The organism is Rhodoferax ferrireducens, from assembly GCF_003347515.1.
Lineage (GTDB): Bacteria > Pseudomonadota > Gammaproteobacteria > Burkholderiales > Burkholderiaceae_C > Rhodoferax.
On sequence record NZ_QEII01000226.1, the window covers coordinates 1 to 17718 of the forward strand.

Annotated in this window: 18 protein-coding genes; 9 read left to right on the forward strand and 9 right to left on the reverse strand. The window is 62.8% G+C overall.

The annotated features are described in order from the left end of the window. Position 1: 1 nt before the first annotated feature. Both map and C5P05_RS03365 read right to left on the reverse strand, forming a co-directional pair. Positions 2-793 carry a type I methionyl aminopeptidase gene (gene map / locus C5P05_RS03360; RefSeq protein ID WP_114968448.1) on the reverse strand — a complete coding sequence of 264 codons (792 nt, stop codon included), beginning with the start codon at positions 791-793 and terminating at the stop codon, positions 2-4. Beyond that, positions 793-1047: a ParD-like family protein gene (locus tag C5P05_RS03365; protein WP_114968449.1), complete on the reverse strand. Its 255-nt coding sequence runs from the start codon at positions 1045-1047 to the stop codon at positions 793-795. The genes map and C5P05_RS03365 overlap by 1 nt, the downstream gene beginning before the upstream one ends. Positions 1048-1432: 385 nt before the next feature. On the opposite strand from C5P05_RS03365, the gene C5P05_RS03370 reads away from it, so the two are divergent. The 3 genes from C5P05_RS03370 to C5P05_RS03380 are packed head-to-tail and all read left to right on the forward strand — an operon-like array spanning position 1433 to position 5728. After that, positions 1433-2167: an ABC transporter ATP-binding protein gene (locus C5P05_RS03370; RefSeq protein WP_114968450.1), complete on the forward strand. Its 735-nt coding sequence runs from the start codon at positions 1433-1435 to the stop codon at positions 2165-2167. Further along, a complete protein-coding gene (locus C5P05_RS03375) occupies positions 2164-4527 on the forward strand; it encodes an ABC transporter permease (RefSeq protein WP_114968451.1) in 2364 nt (787 codons plus the stop codon). The genes C5P05_RS03370 and C5P05_RS03375 overlap by 4 nt, the downstream gene beginning before the upstream one ends. A gap of 4 nt (positions 4528-4531) precedes the next feature. Beyond that, positions 4532-5728 carry an efflux RND transporter periplasmic adaptor subunit gene (locus C5P05_RS03380; RefSeq protein ID WP_114968452.1) on the forward strand — a complete coding sequence of 399 codons (1197 nt, stop codon included), beginning with the start codon at positions 4532-4534 and terminating at the stop codon, positions 5726-5728. Positions 5729-5742: 14 nt separating this feature from the next. Here the strand turns inward: C5P05_RS03380 and C5P05_RS03385 are convergent, their stop codons facing one another. Continuing rightward, complete coding sequence (locus C5P05_RS03385) at positions 5743-6513, reverse strand: Crp/Fnr family transcriptional regulator (RefSeq protein ID WP_232834326.1); 771 nt, start codon at positions 6511-6513, stop codon at positions 5743-5745. Positions 6514-6798: 285 nt separating this feature from the next. Here C5P05_RS03385 and C5P05_RS03390 point away from each other — a divergent pair, with 285 nt between their 5' ends. The 6 genes from C5P05_RS03390 (at position 6799) to C5P05_RS03415 (ending at position 12438) form a co-directional block, all read left to right on the forward strand. Beyond that, positions 6799-7131, forward strand: coding sequence for a hypothetical protein (locus C5P05_RS03390; RefSeq protein WP_157979205.1), 333 nt, complete (start codon positions 6799-6801; stop codon positions 7129-7131). Positions 7132-7290: 159 nt separating this feature from the next. Then, positions 7291-8301, forward strand: coding sequence for an alpha/beta hydrolase family esterase (locus C5P05_RS03395; protein ID WP_232834327.1), 1011 nt, complete (start codon positions 7291-7293; stop codon positions 8299-8301). Between the two features lie 156 nt (positions 8302-8457). Continuing rightward, the gene (locus C5P05_RS03400; protein WP_114968456.1) at positions 8458-9807 is read left to right on the forward strand and encodes an NAD(P)/FAD-dependent oxidoreductase; all 1350 of its coding nucleotides are present in this window, start codon (positions 8458-8460) and stop codon (positions 9805-9807) included. Then, on the forward strand, positions 9807-10859 hold the full coding sequence (locus C5P05_RS03405; protein ID WP_198674609.1) for a Rid family hydrolase: 1053 nt from the start codon (positions 9807-9809) through the stop codon (positions 10857-10859). The genes C5P05_RS03400 and C5P05_RS03405 overlap by 1 nt, the downstream gene beginning before the upstream one ends. Before the next feature lie 11 nt (positions 10860-10870). Further along, positions 10871-11680, forward strand: a complete 810-nt coding sequence (locus C5P05_RS03410) for a lysophospholipid acyltransferase family protein (protein WP_114968457.1) — start codon at positions 10871-10873, stop codon at positions 11678-11680. Then, positions 11677-12438: a glycosyltransferase family 2 protein gene (locus tag C5P05_RS03415; RefSeq protein ID WP_114968458.1), complete on the forward strand. Its 762-nt coding sequence runs from the start codon at positions 11677-11679 to the stop codon at positions 12436-12438. Before C5P05_RS03410 ends, C5P05_RS03415 begins: the two co-directional genes overlap by 4 nt. On the opposite strand, the gene C5P05_RS03420 is transcribed toward C5P05_RS03415, so the two are convergent. The 6 genes from C5P05_RS03420 to C5P05_RS03445 form a co-directional block, all read right to left on the reverse strand. Then, positions 12397-13719, reverse strand: a complete 1323-nt coding sequence (locus tag C5P05_RS03420; RefSeq protein ID WP_114968459.1) for a cation:proton antiporter — start codon at positions 13717-13719, stop codon at positions 12397-12399. The genes C5P05_RS03415 and C5P05_RS03420 overlap by 42 nt on opposite strands. A 66-nt stretch (positions 13720-13785) precedes the next feature. After that, on the reverse strand, positions 13786-14505 hold the full coding sequence (fabG, locus tag C5P05_RS03425) for a 3-oxoacyl-ACP reductase FabG (RefSeq protein ID WP_114968460.1): 720 nt from the start codon (positions 14503-14505) through the stop codon (positions 13786-13788). After that, on the reverse strand, positions 14502-14969 hold the full coding sequence (locus C5P05_RS03430) for a 3-hydroxylacyl-ACP dehydratase (protein WP_114968461.1): 468 nt from the start codon (positions 14967-14969) through the stop codon (positions 14502-14504). The genes fabG and C5P05_RS03430 overlap by 4 nt, the downstream gene beginning before the upstream one ends. Then, entirely contained in the window at positions 14969-15784 is an 816-nt protein-coding gene (locus tag C5P05_RS03435) for a beta-ketoacyl synthase chain length factor (protein WP_114968462.1), read from the reverse strand. Before C5P05_RS03435 ends, C5P05_RS03430 begins: the two co-directional genes overlap by 1 nt. Before the next feature lie 3 nt (positions 15785-15787). Beyond that, complete coding sequence (locus C5P05_RS03440) at positions 15788-16981, reverse strand: beta-ketoacyl-[acyl-carrier-protein] synthase family protein (protein ID WP_114968506.1); 1194 nt, start codon at positions 16979-16981, stop codon at positions 15788-15790. An 18-nt stretch (positions 16982-16999) separates the two neighbouring features. Then, positions 17000-17671, reverse strand: a complete 672-nt coding sequence (locus C5P05_RS03445) for a phosphatase PAP2 family protein (protein WP_114968463.1) — start codon at positions 17669-17671, stop codon at positions 17000-17002. Between the last annotated feature and the right edge of the window lie 47 nt (positions 17672-17718).

Here is a 17718-nt window from a genome sequence, read left to right on the forward strand (position 1 = left end):
GTCAAACCGGCGCGTAAGCACCTGTGCCTCCTGGCCAAGCCGTAAGCACCTCATACCCTGAAGGCGTTACAGCGACCATGTGTTCCCACTGGGCGGACAGAGACCTGTCCTTTGTCACGACGGTCCAGCCGTCGGGCAATTGCCTGGTTTCGCGTTTGCCGGCGTTGAGCATCGGTTCGATGGTGAAAACCATCCCCGGTTCCAGCGTGAGCCCTTGCCCGCGCTGCCCATAGTGCAGCACCTGCGGTTCATCGTGGTAGACCTGTCCAATACCGTGCCCGCAGTATTCGCGCACCACGCTGAAATGCTCCCGCTGAGCGACCGACTGGATGGCATGGCCAATATCGCCCAGAGTCGCCCCAGGCTTGACCTGCTGGATTCCGGCCAGCAATGCTTCGTACGTCGTCTCTACCAGGCGCCGAGCCAAGGTACTGGGGGCCCCAACGAAGTACATGCGACTGGTGTCGCCGAACCAGCCATCCTTGATGACGGCGACATCGATGTTGATGATGTCGCCCTTCTTCAGAATTTTGTCGGGCGAGGGGATGCCGTGACAAACCACTTGGTTGACGGAGGTGAGGACGGTCTTCGGATACCCCTGATACCCCACGTTGGCTGGAATGGCGCCCTGGACATTCACGATGTGGTCGTGGCAGATGCGGTCGAGCGTCTCCGTGCTCACCCCTGGCACCACGTGTGGCTCGATCATGCTGAGAACCTCAGCGGCAAGCCTGGCGGCCCGCCGCTCCATCTCGAGGTCCTCGGCGGAATGGATGGGAACGTCGTGCGCCATCAGTGTTTTCCAGTCGAGGATGCGCTGGGCTTGCCAAGTTGGGCTGTGACAGCCACGCCGATGTCCAGCCCCCCCGCGAGTTCAGCCCGTATCAACAGTTGGCAGATTTCTCGGTGGTCCAACTCCGGGTGCATCTCGGTCAGCATGCCGACTCGCATCCAGTGCTCTGCCTGCGCATTGATAGATCTACTAAGGGCGCTCCCCGCCACTCGCAGGTTCTCGTGCATCAAGTCTGAAATTTTTACAATACCCATCAACGACCTTTATACGAAACGTATATGAATTATATGCGTTTCGTATCGTCCGGCGTTATCCGGATAGATGAGCTCGATAAGGCCCTAAAGACCGCTTTGGGTCGAGACCTGCCAATGACAGAAGGTCGGCGCCCCGTCGCGCCCCAGTCTTTACCGGTAATTCCCCTTCACCCGCAATCGCCGTCCGCACTCCCAAGCAATGCCACGCCATTCCGTGCAATTGTTGATTCAACCTCACCCCATTGAGAATGATCAATCCCGAATGCAAGGCGCCGCCTAAACTGCCCGTGTGACTCCCACGCCGTGCTGACCCTGCACGGTGCTCACGTCGGATGCTGTGGCTTGGCGCCCGCATCACTCCTTGCCGTGCAAAGGCAAATCGCATATGGCTGATCCGCAACAAGCTGCACCGCGCGCGCGCCCGCTGTTCGAGGCGCGCGGGCTGACCAAGGTCTACGAGATGGGCGAGGTGCAGGTGCAAGCCTTGCGCGGCGTGGACCTGGACCTGTACGCGGGTGAGCTGGTGGTGCTGCTCGGCCCCTCGGGCAGCGGCAAGTCCACGCTGCTCAACATCCTGGGCGGGCTGGATGCGCCGACCGCCGGCACGGTGCGTTATGCCGACCACGAACTGCATCTGGACGATGACGCGTCGATGACGCAATACCGGCGCGCGCACGTCGGCTTCGTGTTCCAGTTCTACAACCTCATCCCGAGCCTGACCGCGCGTGAAAATGTGGCCCTGGTCACCGAGATCGCCGAGAACCCGATGACGCCGGAAGAGGCGCTGGCGCTGGTGGGGCTGGAGCAGCGCATGGACCATTTTCCGAGCCAGATGTCAGGCGGCGAGCAGCAACGCGTGGCGATTGCACGGGCGGTCGCCAAGCGCCCGCAGGTCTTGCTGTGCGACGAGCCGACGGGCGCGCTCGATGCCCAGACCGGCGTGCTGGTGCTGGAGGTGATCGCGCAGGTGAACCGCGAGCTGGGCACGACCACGGTGGTGATCACGCACAACGCGGTGATCGCGGCGATGGCCGATCGCGTGGTGTATTTCGGCGATGGTCTGGTGGCGCGCATCGAGTGCAATGCGACCAAGGTCGCGGCCAGGGAGTTGCACTGGTGAAGGCCATCGACCGCAAGCTCTGGCGCGACCTGGGGCAGATGAAGAGCCAGGTGCTGGCCATCGCGCTGGTGGTGATGTGCGGCGTTGGCACCTACATCATGTTCCTCACCACGCTGGAGGCGCTGCGGGCGACCCAGGCCAGTTATTACCGCGACTACCGTTTCGCCGAAGTGTTCGCCACGCTGAAGCGCGCGCCGGAGTCCTTGCGCCAGCGCGTGCAGGCGATGGCCGAGGTGGACCAGGTCGAGACACGGGTGATGGCGCTGGTGCGCCTGGACATGCCGAACTTCGCCGAACCAGTGACGGCGCAAATGGTGTCGGTGTCCGACAGTGGTATGCACGGCCTGAATGCGCTGCATCTGCGCGCCGGGCGGCTGCCGGCGCCGGGGCGGCCCGACGAGGTGGTGGTGAGCGCGCCGTTTGCGCAGGCGCATGGACTGCAGCTGGGCGACCGCTTTCATGCCGTGCTCAACGGACGACGCCAGACGCTCACGCTGGTCGGCAGCGCGCTGTCGCCGGAGTTCATCCAGCAATTGCGGCCCGGCTCGGCATTCCCCGACAACAAGCGTTTTGCCGTGATGTGGATGACGCGGCGTGCGCTCGGCCAGGCCTACGACATGCAAGGTGCGTTCAACGATATGACGCTGAGTCTGCGCGCCGGTGCCGACAGTCAGGCCGTGATCGACCGTGTGGACGAGTTGCTCAAACCGTATGGCGGGCAAGGTGCCTACCTGCGCAAAGACCAGCGCTCGCACCGCTTTCTCAGTCAGGAGCTGCAGCAGCTCGGCACCCTGGCGAGTCTGTTCCCGGCCCTGTTCATGGGCATCGCCGCCTTTTTACTGAACGTGGTGATCGGTCGGCTGGTGACGATGCAGCGCGAGCAGGTGGCCACGCTCAAGGCCTTTGGCTACAGCAACCTCGCCGTGCTGTGGCATTACCTGCGCATGGTCTCGGTGATCGTTGGGCTGGGCATCGTGAGTGGCACCGCGCTCGGGGTGTGGCTGGGCCACGCGCTGTCCGGCATCTACACGGCGTTCTACCACTTTCCGTATCTGAAGTTCAGCCTGCAGCCCGCCACGGTGCTGGAGGCTGCGGCGGCCAGCCTGCTGGCGGCCGGTGCCGGCACCGTGTTCGCGGTCTGGCGCGCCGCCAGTTTGCGCCCGGCGCAGGCCATGCGACCCGAGCCACCGCCGCGCTACCGCGAGAGCTGGGTGGAGCAACTGGGCCTCAAGCGCTGGCTGTCGCAGCCGACGCGCATGATCATTCGCCACATCCAGCGCCACGCGCTGAAATCCATGCTCACCGTGCTGGGCATCGCCATGGCCTGCGGCATGATTCTGACCGGCCTGTTCCAGCGCGACACGGTGAGCTATATGCTGAACATCCAGTTCGGCATGGCGCAGCGCGAGGACCTCTCGGTGACCTTCACCGACCCCACCGCCTACCGCGTCCGCTTCGACCTGCTCGGCCTGCCGGGGGTGCAGCACGTCGAGGTGTTCCGGGCCGTGCCGGTGCGGCTGCGCCACGGCCATCGCAGCTACCGCACCGGCATTCGCGGCGTCGAGCCGGGCGGCGATATCGGGCGGCTGCTGGACGCCGACTTGCGCCCCGTGGCCTTGCCGTCCGAAGGCCTCTTGCTCACCGACTTTCTGGCCCAACTTCTGGACGTGCGCGTCGGCGACCGCGTGACGGTGGAAGTGCTGGAAGGCAGCCGGCCGGTGCGCGAGGCGACCGTGGTCGGGCTGGTGCGGGAGTATCTGGGTGTGTCGGGTTATATGAGTCTGGCGGCCCTGAACCACTTCATGCAGGAAGGCCCGACGCTGTCGGGCGCCTACCTCAGCATCGACAGCGCGCAGCTGCAGGCGCTGTTCACCCGCTTCAAGGGCATGCCGCGCGTCGCCGGGGTGGCCGAGCGCGTGCAGGAGATCCGCAATTTCAACCGCGTGATGCAGGAGACCATGCTGTTCTTCACCTATGTGGCCACGGTGTTTGCCGTCATCATCGCCTTTGGCGTGATCTACAACAGCGCCCGCATTGCGCTGACCGAGCGCGGGCGCGAACTGGCCAGCCTGCGGGTGCTGGGCTTTACCCGCACCGAGATCGCCTACATCCTGCTTGGCGAACTGGGTCTGCTGACCCTGATCGCGATTCCGCTCGGCCTGCGGCTGGGGGAATGGATGTGCTACTACATCGCGCACACCATGCAAAACGACCTGTTTCGCGTGCCGGTGGTGCTGGTGCCGCAAACCTATGCGTTTGCGGCGGCCGTGGTGCTGGTCGCCGCCGTGCTGTCGGGCCTGGCGGTGCGCCGCCGGCTCGATCAACTGGACCTGATTGCCGTCCTGAAGGCGGCGGAGTGAGCTTATGAAAATCAACGTGCCTTGGCGTCGCCGCATCGTGCTGACGCTGCTCGCCCTCCTCGTCGGCTGGGGCCTGTTTCAGGGCTTTCGCCCGCAGCCGGTCGAGGTTGATCTCGGCACGGCGCAGCGCGCGCCGTTGCGGGTCACCATCGAACAGGAGGGGCGCACGCGGGTGCTGGACCGTTACGTGGTGGCGGCGCCGGTCAATGGCTACGCCCGGCGCATTCCGTTGGATGTCGGCCACGCCGTCGAGCGCGGCGCCACGCTGGTGGAACTGGAGCCGATGCGCGCCGAGGTGCTGGACGCGCGCCGCCGCGCCGAGGCACAGGCGCACATTGCCGCCGCCGCCGCCAGCGTCAGCGCCAGCGAGCAGCGTGTCAACGCCGCCACCAGCAATGCCACGCTGGCGCAACGAGAACTGGTGCGCGTGCGCGAGTTGCGCCCGGCCGGTTTTGTCGCCGCCACCGCCGAAGACCGCGCCGCCAGCGAGGCCGAGCGCACGGCGGCGGAACTGCGCTCGGCGCAGTTTGCCGTGGCCACCGCGCGCCACGAGCTCGAAGCCGCCCGCACCACCCTGAAATACGCCGCCAGCGGCAGCAGCACAGAACTGGTGACGGTGCGCGCCCCGGTGGCCGGGCGCGTGCTCAAGATCCCGCACAAGAGCGAAGGCACGGTGGCCACCGGCCAGCCGCTGATCGAGATCGGCGACCCGCGTGCGCTGGAGGTTGAGGTGGACGTGCTGTCCGCCGACGCCGTGCGGCTGCATCCCGGCACCCGCGTCACGTTCGAGCGCTGGGGCGGCGAGGGCGCGCTGGAAGGCGTGGTGCGCGTGATCGAGCCGACCGGCTTCACCAAGGTCTCGGCCCTGGGCGTAGAAGAACAACGCGTCTGGGTCATCGTCGTCTTCACCTCGGCGCCTACCCAATGGCAGCGCCTAGGCGACGGCTACCGCGTCGAGGCCAGCTTCATTTTGTGGGAAGAAAATGATGTGCTGCAAATCCCCGCCAGTGCCTTGTTCCGCGATGGTGAGGGCTGGGCCGCCTTTGTTGTTGAAGAGGGCAAGGCCGTCAAGCGCCGCGTGGAAATCGGCCAGCGCAATGGCCTGAGCACGCAGCTTGTATCGGGCATCAAGGCGGGTGAACCGGTGATCGTTCATCCCGATGACCGGGTACGCGAGGGGGTACGCGTGGCGGCAAGGTAACGGCTGGCTGGCGCCTACACCAACGGACGTTGCGGCGGACGGCCATCGCCATACAGGTCCGCCAGTCGCGCAAGGGCCTTGACGTCACGCATATGCAGCCGCCCATCGACGATCTGGTGCAGGCCGCGCCGTTCCAGCTTGCGCAGGGTCTTGTTCGTATGCACGAGCGATAAACCCAGGCCGTCCGCCACATGCTGTTGTGTCAGCGGGAACGGAACACCACCAGCACCCGCATCTGTCTGAAGTGCTGCTGCTCGTTTAAAAAGAAGGATCAGAAGCGTGGCGATACGCTCCTCGGCGCTTCGCCGACCAACCGACAGCAGCGTGTCGTCGACCAGAGACTCCTCGTGCGCAGTAAGCCAGGTGATGTTGAACCCCATGGTGGGGGACCGGCGGTGCAGCTCCCACAAGGCATCACGCTGAAAGACGCAGAAGACCGCATCCGTCAGCGTCACCACGCCGTGCGCGGCGGCGTCACCCATCTTTTGCTGCACGCCAATGAAGTCGCCCGGGAGTAAAAAATTCAGGATCTGGCGTCTGCCATCGCTCAAGGTCTTGAGACGAAAAGCCCAGCCATCAATCAAGGTGTAGAGGGGGGCATCGGTCTGGCCCTCGCGAATCAGTGTTTCACCCGGCTTGAGCGTGACCTCACGCCGTTTCAGGGACTGCATCAAATCATTCTCTTCAGGGCTGTGCGCAAGAAACAGCGGGGATTTCTTGAGGGGGCACAGGCTGCACGGAGTTTCGGCCATGGCATCACTTTCTATGTCGGGATTGGCGTTCACTTAAACGTGTCTTTTGACACAGCGGCGCGGCGCGCGAACGGCTACATTACGGCTGCAATCTGGCAAGGCCAGGTTTATTGCGTTACGCCAATATTCATTTTTTTGGACAACACAAGCGCGCAGCAGACTGCTTACAGCTTAAAACAAGCGCGATAAAAATTCTGTACGCTGGCCAACATATAACCCGATTCAGAGAATATTAAACATGAGAGCGAACCCAAGTGTTCCGTCAAGAGAGTGGTTGTCATAACAGCTGAAAGTGGCGATCGTGAAAACGACACAGCGTTGAGTCCATCCCGAGTGGCACTGGAACGGCTGTTTCGACATATCAATGGCCACGTTATTGCGTTCGACACCAGTGACACCCGGGACCGCCCCGACGATGGCGCGGGGACGCGTGAAGTCCAAGCCGCCAACCGACTTCAATGCCTACTCGATTCGATGCAACCGCCCATCGTTGTGTGTGCTGGCATTTCTGCCTACAACCTGGTGCAGGGATTGTCTCTACCTTGGCAGCCAACCGTCATGGCAGCTCAGCACACGATCACCTGGAGTTCGGATTACGAACGGACGCTCGCTGGGCAAATCAATCGCGTGCTATCAACCAAGGCCACGTGATCACGGCGTCACGAATCAGCTGAAGTCACCGTGTGCCAACGCACGGTGAATCCGCAAAGTCTGGACTAGACTGGTGCTCATTCATGCCGACACTCCCTGCTCCGACGGAGCCCGCAAGACATGGTAAAACGCACCGCAACAACCTTATGGACCCGCTCAATGCGGCGCACGCTGACCGCCATGACGCGCACGGCGATGCGCGCCGGCACCCAGGCCGTGAAACAGGCGCTGCGGGCGCAACCGGGCTTGCCCAAGGCAAAGGCTAAAACCAAATCCAGATCCACGCCTGCGAAACCAGCATCAGCGGCGCACTGGCGCACCGACCTCGCCGTCGGCCCGGCCGGTGCGCGGCGTTATCACCTGTACAAACCACCGGGTTTGCGACGCACCGAGCGCCTGCCGCTGCTGGTCATGCTGCACGGCTGCGGGCAGGATGCGCACGCGCTGGCCGCGATCAGCCGGATGAACCAGATCGCTTTGCGGCACCGCTTTCTGGTGCTGTACCCGGAGCAGGACCGGCTTGCGAATATGCAGGGCTGCTGGAACTGGTATGACACGCGCTCGGGCCGGGCCCAGGGCGAGGCCGACGTCATCCAGGCGGCAATTGACCAGGTTTGCCTGGCGCAGCCGGTGGACCCGAAGCGCGTTGCCCTGGCCGGCCTCTCGGCTGGCGCCGGCATGGCCGCCCTGCTGGCGACCCGCCATCCGGAGCGCTTTCGGGCGGTCGCCATGCATTCGGGCATTGCACCGGGCGTCGCGCAATCGTCGGTGACCGCGCTGCGTGCCATGCGCGGGCACCGGATGACGGGCGTGCCACTCGCGCCGCTGGCAGCCGGCGTGCATTTGCCCGCGCTGCTGGTGATTCAGGGCAGCGCCGACCACTTGGTGGCTCCCGCCAACGGCGCCGAGGCGGCACGCTTGTGGGCGGCGCGGGAAGGCGCGCAAGCGGGTGGACCGCGCACCGTGCAGCGCGGCGCGCGCTATTCCGCGATGATCACCGATTTCAAGACCCGTGGCCGCCTCGTCGCCGCCCTGTGCACGGTCACCGGGCTGGGCCACGCGTGGAGCGGCGGTGCGCCCAGCTGGACCTACAGCGACCCGAAAGGGCCGGACGCATCGCGCATGATCTGGGCCTTCGTGGCCAAGCAGTTCGCAAGCGTCCGGGATTAACGCTTCTGCGTGAATCATTTATATGAAATATGACGCTAGCCCTCGTCCTATATGCGCAGATAGCTATCGTTTTAATAGCATTCGTTTCACTGACTTTCAAGCGTCATATCCGGCGAAATCGATACGATAAAATTGCCCAAAGGGGCTCAATAGCACATGGACATCAGTAGTAACACAACGGCCCCCGTCACCGGACCCTCGGAATGCGATGTTCTGGTCATCGGCGGCGGACCCGCAGGGGCCACGGCGGCGACCTTGTTGGCACAACGCGGCTATCAGGTCACCTTGCTGGAAAAAGCCCATCACCCGCGCTTTCACATCGGCGAATCGCTGTTGCCGGCCAATTTGCCGCTGCTGGAGAAGCTGGGCGTGGCCGACGCGGTCAAGGCCATCGGCATGGAGAAGTGGGGCGCGCAATTTGTCTCTCCCTGGCATGAACACGAGCAGACAGTCGAGTTCGCCGATGCCTGGGACAAATCCATGCCCATGTCCTACCAGGTGCGCCGTTCCGAATTTGACGAAATCCTCATTCGCAACGCGGCGAAGAACAATGCGAAGGTCCTGGAGGGCTGCCAGGTCAAGGACGTGGTGTTCCTGCCGGACTCTAAAGGCGCCCTGGTGCAGGCGCAGCATGATGACGGGCGAATGGAATCCTGGAACACGCGCTTTGTGCTCGACGCGTCCGGGCGCGATACCTTTTTGGGCAATCGCCTGAAGATCAAACAGCGCAACAAGAAACACAACAGCACCGCCCTTTTTGCGCATTTTTCCGGCGCGAAGCGTAATCCCGGAAAGAATGCCGGCGATATCACGATCTTCTGGTTCGACCACGGCTGGTTTTGGTTTATTCCCCTGGCCGATGGCTTAACCAGCGTCGGCGCCGTGACCTGGCCTTATTACCTGAAAACGCGCGGGCAAAAACCACTGAATGAGTTTCTGCAAGAGACCATCGCCCTGTGCCCGAAGCTGGCACTGCGCCTGGCCGGCGCGCAGATTCAGTCCGAGGTCGAGGCAACCGGCAATTTTTCCTACCTCTGCGACCGCACCCATGGCGACAACTACCTGTTGCTGGGGGATGCTTTTGCGTTCATCGATCCGGTTTTTTCATCCGGCGTGATGCTGGCCATGCAAAACGCTTTTGATGCCGCCGATACGGTGGACACCTGCCTGCGCCAGCCCGAGCAGACTGCCGCCGCCTTGAACAAGTTTGATCAGCGCCTGCGCCACGGGCCGAAAGTTTTTTCCTGGTTCATCTACCGTGTGACCAACCCCACCATGCGCGAAATGTTCATGAACCCGGGCAATCCGTTTCGCGTCAAGGAAGCCTTGCTGTCGGTGCTGGCGGGCGACGTTTTTGGTAGCACGCCGACGGCGCGCTCCATCGTCATGTTCAAGGTCATTTATTACCTCGGCTCGCTCTTTAACGTCAAGCGCACTTATCAGGCCTGGAAAATGCGCCGGTGCAATATCCGGCCTGCCGATGACGTGGTGGCGACGGTGCCTTGATGAGCATGCCGCTTGAATCGCTGAACAATTGCCGGCTGTCTTTCTCTGAATTTTCGCAACTGGGTCCTGAGGCGGAAAGTCATGTGCTGGGCGCCATTGGCTATTTTGCGGCGCCGCTAAACCGTGCTGCGGAAACCCCCATTGATGCCCCTTTTTTGCGGGTGTCGATGCCAGCGCTTGCCGGGATGCCAATCGCACCGGCGGATGCGGTGTGCGATGTTTGGCTCAGTGCCTCGGCCCTGACCCAGGGTCAATGCGGTGATGTTTGTTACCGCCACGATGGCAACACCTTGTTTGGTGTGATCGAACTCGCTGAAACCGACGCCGGGCCGGACGCGACATCGACACCCTTGCAGTTCGCCACGGAGCGTGCCTACCGGCAAATATTCGGCGTGCTGGAAACGCTGGGCTATCCTTTTTTATTCCGGCTGTGGAACTACATGGCCGACATCAATGGTCACAGCCACGGCCAGGAGCGTTATCGCCAGTTCAATCTGGGGCGCCAAGACGCCTTTCTGGCCTGCCGGCGCGACGTGGTGGGCAATGTGCCGGCCGCTTGCGCCCTGGGCTCGGCCAGTGGCCCGCTGACGATTGCATTCATGGCCGGGCGCCAGGCGCCGCTGGCGCTGGAAAATCCGCGCCAGATCAGTGCCTACAACTACCCTGAAAACTACGGTCCGCGCAGTCCGACCTTCTCGCGCGCCAGCCTGGTTCGCCTGGGTTCCGACGAGGTGCTGCTGATCTCGGGCACGGCCAGCATAGTGGGTCATGACACGCTGCATGCCGGCGACGTGCAGGCCCAGACGCACGAAACCCTGACCAATCTTGAAGCGATCATCCAGGTGGCCAATTTGCAGGCGAAGCAGCCGCTGTATTCGCTCGGACATCTTTTTTTCCGTGTCTACGTGCGCCACAGCGTCGATGTCGCGGCCATCCAAGACGTCATGGACCAGCGCATCGGCGCGAGTTTCAATGCCGTCTTTTTGCAGGCCGATGTGTGTCGCCAGGACTTGCTGATGGAAATCGAAGCCAGCGCCTCGCGTCCGGTGTAGTCGGTCCTCCCATGCGCAGACTCATTGGCCTCTACGACTACCTGGTGCTGTACCTGGGCCTGGTTTGGCTGGGCCTGCTGTGCCTTGGCTGGACCCTGTTTGCTGTGCTGCTTTATCCGTTGCTGCCACTGCAGCGCGGGCGTGCCCTCGGGCGCTGGATGATCATGGCAGTGTTTCGTGTCTATCTTGCCAGTCTGAGTGTCTCGCGGCGCTGCCATTTCGACTTGAGCGCGCTCGATGCCTTGCGCGATGAGGGCCCGCTCATCATCGCGCCCAACCACCCGAGTTTGCTCGACGCCGTGATGGTGATCTCGCGCCTGCCGAATGTCGCATGCGTGATGAAGTCCAGCCTGATGGACAATGTTTTTCTCGGTGCCGGTTCACGCCTGGCGCGCTACATTGGCAGCGAACCCTTGCGCCAGATGGTTCAATCGGCGGTCAAGGACATCCAGGGTGGCAGTCACTTGCTGTTGTTTCCCGAAGGCACGCGCACCACGCACGACCCGGTGAACCCGCTGCGGGGCAGCATCGGCCTGATCGCGCACCTGGCGCAAATACCCGTGCAGACCGTTTTGATCGAAACCGATACCCGCTACCTCGGCAAAGGCTGGCCGCTGTTTTGCAAGCCCGTCATGCCCATTCGTTATCGGCTGCGCCTGGGCCGCCGTTTCGAGCCGCCATCCAACACCCAGCGCTTCATGGTGGAACTGCAGGATTATTTTGCCAACGAACTGGTCCACGGTTCCGCCTTTTATGCGCCGGGGACGTTACGTGCCTCGGATGCCAACCCACAGCCTGACCTCACGACTGAATCCCCATGACCGCATCCAACACCCATGTCGTCATCATTCCCAGCTACAACCCGGGCGACAAAGTTTTCGAGACCGTGCGCGATGCGCGCCAATTCTGGGACCCGGTGTGGGTGATCATCGATGGCAGTACCGACGGCACGCCGGCGGGCTTGCTGGCCCTGGCTGTGGACGACCCTGGTTTGCGGGTGGTCCATTTGCCGCGCAACCAGGGCAAGGGCGCGGCCGTCCTGCATGGTTTTCAGCTGGCCGCAGAGGCGGGTTTCACCCACGCCCTGACGATGGACTCGGACGGCCAGCACCCGGCTGATCGCATCCCGGCGTTCATGGCGGCATCGGTCGCGCAGCCGCAAGCCATGGTCCTGGGTTTGCCGCTATTTGACGCCAGTGCACCGAGTTTGCGCGTCAATGGTCGGAAGCTGTCCAACTGGTGGGCCAATGTGGAGACCTTGTGGGCCGGCATTGGCGACTCTCTGTTCGGCTTTCGTGTCTATCCGATTGGACCGCTGTGCCAGGTCATGCGGCGCCAGCCCTGGATGCGCCACTTCGATTTTGACCCGGAGGCGGCGGTGCGCCTGTGCTGGGCCGGCGTACCCCCGGTGAATTTGCCGGCCCGTGTGCGCTACCTGCGCGCGGACGAAGGCGGGGTTTCGCACTTCCGCTATTTGCGCGACAACATCCTGCTGACCTGGATGCACACGCGGCTGCTCCTCGGTTTTGTCCTGCGCCTACCCATGCTGCTCGTGCGCCGTGCGCGCCAACTTTTCTGAGCGTGAGGGCACCGGGATGCCGATGCGCGGCAGCCAGATTCGCAGCAGCGGCGTGGTCACCACGGTGCTGAAAATGGCCATGATGACGAGGATGGTGAACATCTGCTGCGAGATCACACCGAGGTCGTAGCCGACGTTGATGACGATCAGCTCCATCAGCGCGCGCGTATTCATCATGATGCCCATGACCTTGCCTTCATGGTGGCTCATGCCTGCCGCCCGGGCTGCCAGATAGGCGCCCCCATATTTGCCCAGCGTGGCGAGGAAGACGATGAGTCCACACCAGCCCCAGGCAGTCAGGGTGTCGAGGCTGCCGATGTTGGTGCGAAGCCCGGTGTAGGTGAAGAAGATCGGCAGGAAAAACACCATCACAAACGGGCTGATGCGTGTGGTCCAGGCGCGTACAAACGCATGTTCATCGTGCAAGAGCACACCCATCATGAAGCCGCCGAAAATGGCAAAAATCCCCAGCTGGTAGGTGGTCATCGCCGACAGGAAAATGGCCGCCAGCACGATGCCCAGCAGGTTGTGCGACAGCATCCCCGAGTGCGCGTCGCAGCGGTGCAGGATGCGCTTCATCACGGGGCGAACCAGAAACCAGCTGGCCAGAAAAAAGCCCAGCACCAGCACCACCTTGAGCGCAAAGCTGGAGGCATCAAAATTGGACAGGGTCAGGGTTGTGGTCAGCGCGAGCAACAGCCAGCCGATGACGTCGTTAATGGCCGCCGCGCTGATGGCGATGACGCCGATCGGGGTGCGCGTCATGTTGAATTCCATCATGATGCGCCCGAGGATGGGCAGGGCTGTGATGGAAAAAGCGGTTGCGACAAACAGCGCCGTGCCCAGCGGATGCGCGCCGGGCGACAAAGTGGACGCACTGGCCTGCCCGACGAGGAATCCCAATACAAACGGCGCCGCCAGGCTGAAGCTGGCGATCCACATCACGGCCCGGCGGTTGCGTTGTGCGCTCAGGTGGGAAAAATCAAACTCCAGACCAATCTGGAACATCAAGAGCACCAGCCCGATTTGCGACAGCATCTGCATCGGCTCGGGTGCGCCGGAGTGAAACACGTACTGGAATACACCGGGCGCGAGCAGGCCAAAAAGCGAGGGCCCGAGCAGGATGCCAATCACGATTTCACCCACCACCATCGACTGCCCGATGCGCAGCGCGATACCGCCGCCGATGCGCGCGGCCAGCACGATCACCGTGAGCTGCAGCAGCGTGAAAAACAGCAAGGCTTCTGTTTTGTGCGTTGTGAGCGTGCTTGCAATAGTCAAAGGAGTACTTCTATAAATTAGTCATGGCGAGCGTAGCGTGGCCATCTACCGTTTGCGTAGGCGCTGTTAAATCATGCCACCATTGATCGAGATGATCTGGCCGGTGATGTAAGCCGCCTGCTCGGAGGCGAGAAAACCAATCAGATCCGCAACTTCCGAGGGTTGCCCGACCCGCTTCATCGGCACCAGGCGCGCGATGTCGTCGGGCTTGAACGCCGAGGCGATCATGGCGGTGTCAATGATGCCGGGCGCCACCGCGTTCACGGTGATGCCGCGGCTGGCCACTTCTTGCGCCAGCGATTTGGTGGCGGAATTGATCGCGCCCTTGGCGGCGGAATAATTCACCTGGCCGCGGTTGCCGGTGAGCGCCGCGATCGACGAGACATTGACGATGCGCCCCCAGCGGCTGCGAATCATGGGCATCATCAAGGTGTGGGTGACGTTGAAGAAGCCGTTCACTGATACGTCAATGACACGATGCCATTGCTCGGCCCGCATGCCGGGAAAGATGGCGTCGTCGTGGATGCCGGCGTTATTGACCAGGATCTGGATCGGTTTGTGCTCGATGATGGGATTGAGCGCTTGCGTCACGGCGACGCTGTCGGTCACGTCAAACATCAGGGTCTCGGCGCTGCCGCCATCCGCCATGATGCTGTCAACCAAGGCCTGCGCCGTCGCCACGCCATGATGGGCATGAACATAGACATGGCAGCCATCGGCCGCGAGCCGACGGCAGATGGCGGCGCCGATGCCGCCGCTGCCACCTGTGACCAGTGCAGTTTTCATGAAGACTCTCCGGGAATGTGCAGCGCCGCATCCAGCACCACGGCAGCGCGACCTGCCAGCAGCAATTGGCCGGCGGCGCTGATGTTGAATTCGTACAGAATGTTGTTGGCGCTGGCCGTGATGCAGCTGGCCTCGATGAGGAGGTCGGCGACGATGTCGTCCAGGCGCGCGACGTGCAGGGTCGCGCTGCGCACACTGACCAGGTAGCCGACGCGCGGGCAGCTCAGCTCGGGCCCGGCCTGTAAAGCGCCGTGGATGGCCATGGCCTGTGCCGCGTATTCGATGCCACACACAGCGCCCAAGCGGCCGTGCGCGCGCAGCGGATTGGCCGGGTCGCGGTGACTGACGGCCTCACACTGAATCTTGACCGGGTCCCAGGCCCGCACGCTGTGCAGCAGGCACATGGTGCCGTGGTGCGGAATATGGGCGGCAATCCAGGCGTGGTCCAGCGCGGGGGAATTCATCACGGGAGCATGTGCTGTGGGATGCACGGGGTAAGCGTCAACCGCAGAGAACAGCTGTCAAAGTAATCCAGCACAACCTGTTCCGGGGTCCGCAAGGCCAGGGCGCGCAGCAAGGGCAGGCCGCGCGCCGCCGGTATCGCCATACGCAGACTTTCAAGCGCCTTGTCTTCCAGCTTATGTGCTGTGGCATCGCTCAGCTCAACGCTGATGCGGGCCAGACTGTGTTGGCTGGCCTGTGGCGCCAGGACCAGCGCCATGCCAAAGGCATCTGGAATCGGGCGAGCGCCGTGCAGGGGTTCCGGATAGGGCGTGTCATAGGCCAGCAGCACGGTACCGGTTTGATCGACCACCACCTGGCTCATGGCCTCCAACAGGCCCGCGCCAAAACTGGCATCGAAGGCACTCAAGACCGAGGCGCTGGTCATGGCGCCGGTGGCGATGCCCCAATAACCGGCGGCCGCGTTGTGGGTCGAGTTGTGAAAGCGCGTGGGCGAAATGGCCCGGTCGTCCGAGGCCAGCACCTCGCAGATGGCGTGGCAGTTTTCACCATCGCCGCTGGACGCGGAAAACACGCTGCTCAGTTGGGTGGCGTCTCGCCCCGCCATGGCGATGGCTTCCAGGCCGATGGCCAGCGTGAGGCGGACAATCGCACCACTGCGCCGGCGTTCGGCGGGCGGCAACAAGGTCGGCGTGGGCAACACGGTTTTGCCGGGAACATAAGCCTGCTGACCCAGCAAAATCGCCTGCGCGCCCGGCCAGTTGTTGAGCCCCGGCCCCAGCAGACCAATACCATCAATGTAGGCGGTGAGTGTCATGGCTTAAGCTGCTTTTCCAAAAACCAGGCTGCAGTTGGTACCGCCAAAGCCGAATGAGTTGCTCAACACGTGGGCAACGGACTGTTCGCGATTCGTCAACAGGTAGTTGACGCCCAGCTTGGCGTCAATGTGTTCGGTATTCACGCCGGCCGGCAGCAAACCATGCTGCAGTGCCAGCGCACAGATCACTGCTTCCAGGCCGCCAGCCGCACCCAGGGTGTGACCGCTGGCCCCTTTGGTCGAACTGCACGGCGTCGCCGGTCCGAACAGGGACATGACGGCTTTGCCTTCGGCCTCGTCGTTGCTCTGGGTCGCGGTGCCGTGCAGGTTGATGTAGTCGATCTCAGGCGGGCGCAAACCGGCCATGGTCAGGGCATCCTGCATCGCCATGCGGGCACCCAGACCTTCAGGATGCGGCGAGGAGATGTGGTACGCGTCGCTCGACTCGCCCAGGCCGAGCAGCAGCACGGCATCGGCGGCGAGATGCTCGGGCACGCATTCCAGCAAGGCAAACGCGGCGGCTTCGCCAATCGAAATGCCGTTGCGATGTTCGTCAAATGGGCGGCAGGGCTGATCGGACAGCAGGCCCAGCGAGTTGAAGCCGTACAAGGTGGTCAGGCACAGTGAATCGACGCCGCCGACGAGCGCCGCATCGATCAAGCCGGCGGCCAGCATCCGGCGCGCCGAGCTGAACACCTTGGCGCTGGAGGAGCAAGCCGATGAGACCACGACGGCCGGGCCGGTCAGCTCGAAATAACTGCGGGTGAAGTCGGCAACCGAAAACGTGCTGTGCGTGCCGCGGTAGTTGAAATCCGCTGGCAAGGCACCGGTCACCGGGTCACGCCGGCGGTAGGCCAGCTCGGTTTGCAGGATGCCCGCCGTGCTGGTGCCAATGAAGACGCCGACACGCATGGCGCCGTAGCGCCCAATCGCCGCCCTGACGGCTGTTGCAAAGCCGTCCTGTTCCAGCGCCAGTTGTGCCAGCCGGTTGTTGCGGCAGTCAAAGGCGGCGAGACCGGGGCGCAAGGTGACGGTATCCACGTCCGCCACCTGGCCGATACAGGTTTTCAAATCGACGCCGTCGAAGGCGCAGGGCAGCAGGCCGCTGCGGCGCTGGCGCAAGGTGGCCAGGGTTTCACCCAGTCCACGCCCCATCGCGCTGGTGGCGGTAAAAGACGAGAGGTGCAATGCTTTCAACATGACATCAAACCAAAATCAAAGAGGAATTGGAACATAAGGACGACGCCGTAAGGAGAGGTGAGCCACCACGATGCCCAACACCAGACCGGCGACGACATCCACCACGACATGCTGCCGGATGGCGACGGTCGAATACACGATGCCGGCGCACCAGACCCAGTTCAAGCCCAGGACCCAAGGTGGCGCGCCAAAACGACGCAGAATGAAATTGAACCAGAGGGCGGAAAAAGCGGCGGTGGCGACATGCAGCGAGGGGAAGGCATTGCCCCCGACGTCCATGCTTTTGAGGAAGTCCATGCCAGGATGCAGGGCCCAATCAATCTGCGCGGGCGGCACCGTGGTCGGCCAGAAGTAAAAAATCAGCAGGCCCGTCAGACAAGTGGCCGCCATCGCAGTGGCGTAGCCAAACAGTTCACTTCGCGTGCCCAACAGGGCCGGCGGCAAGGAAACGTAGACCCAGAGCGAAACATACAGCGAGATGGCCCTGGGTTGAAAACCGATGAATTGGTCCAGCGCGGTGAAAGGCATCACGGTGATGGGATAGGCCGGACTCTTGAGCAGGTACAGATAGGCGCCAAAAAACACCGCGATGAACAGCGGCGTGACCGTCGCCTTGAGCCAGATGTGCCGCGGCACGGTGGCGACAAGCTGGCGATACCACGTTGAGGGCGGGTGGGAATCACGCATGACGTATTCCTGGTTGGTTTGCTATTTGAATGGACAGGATATACAAA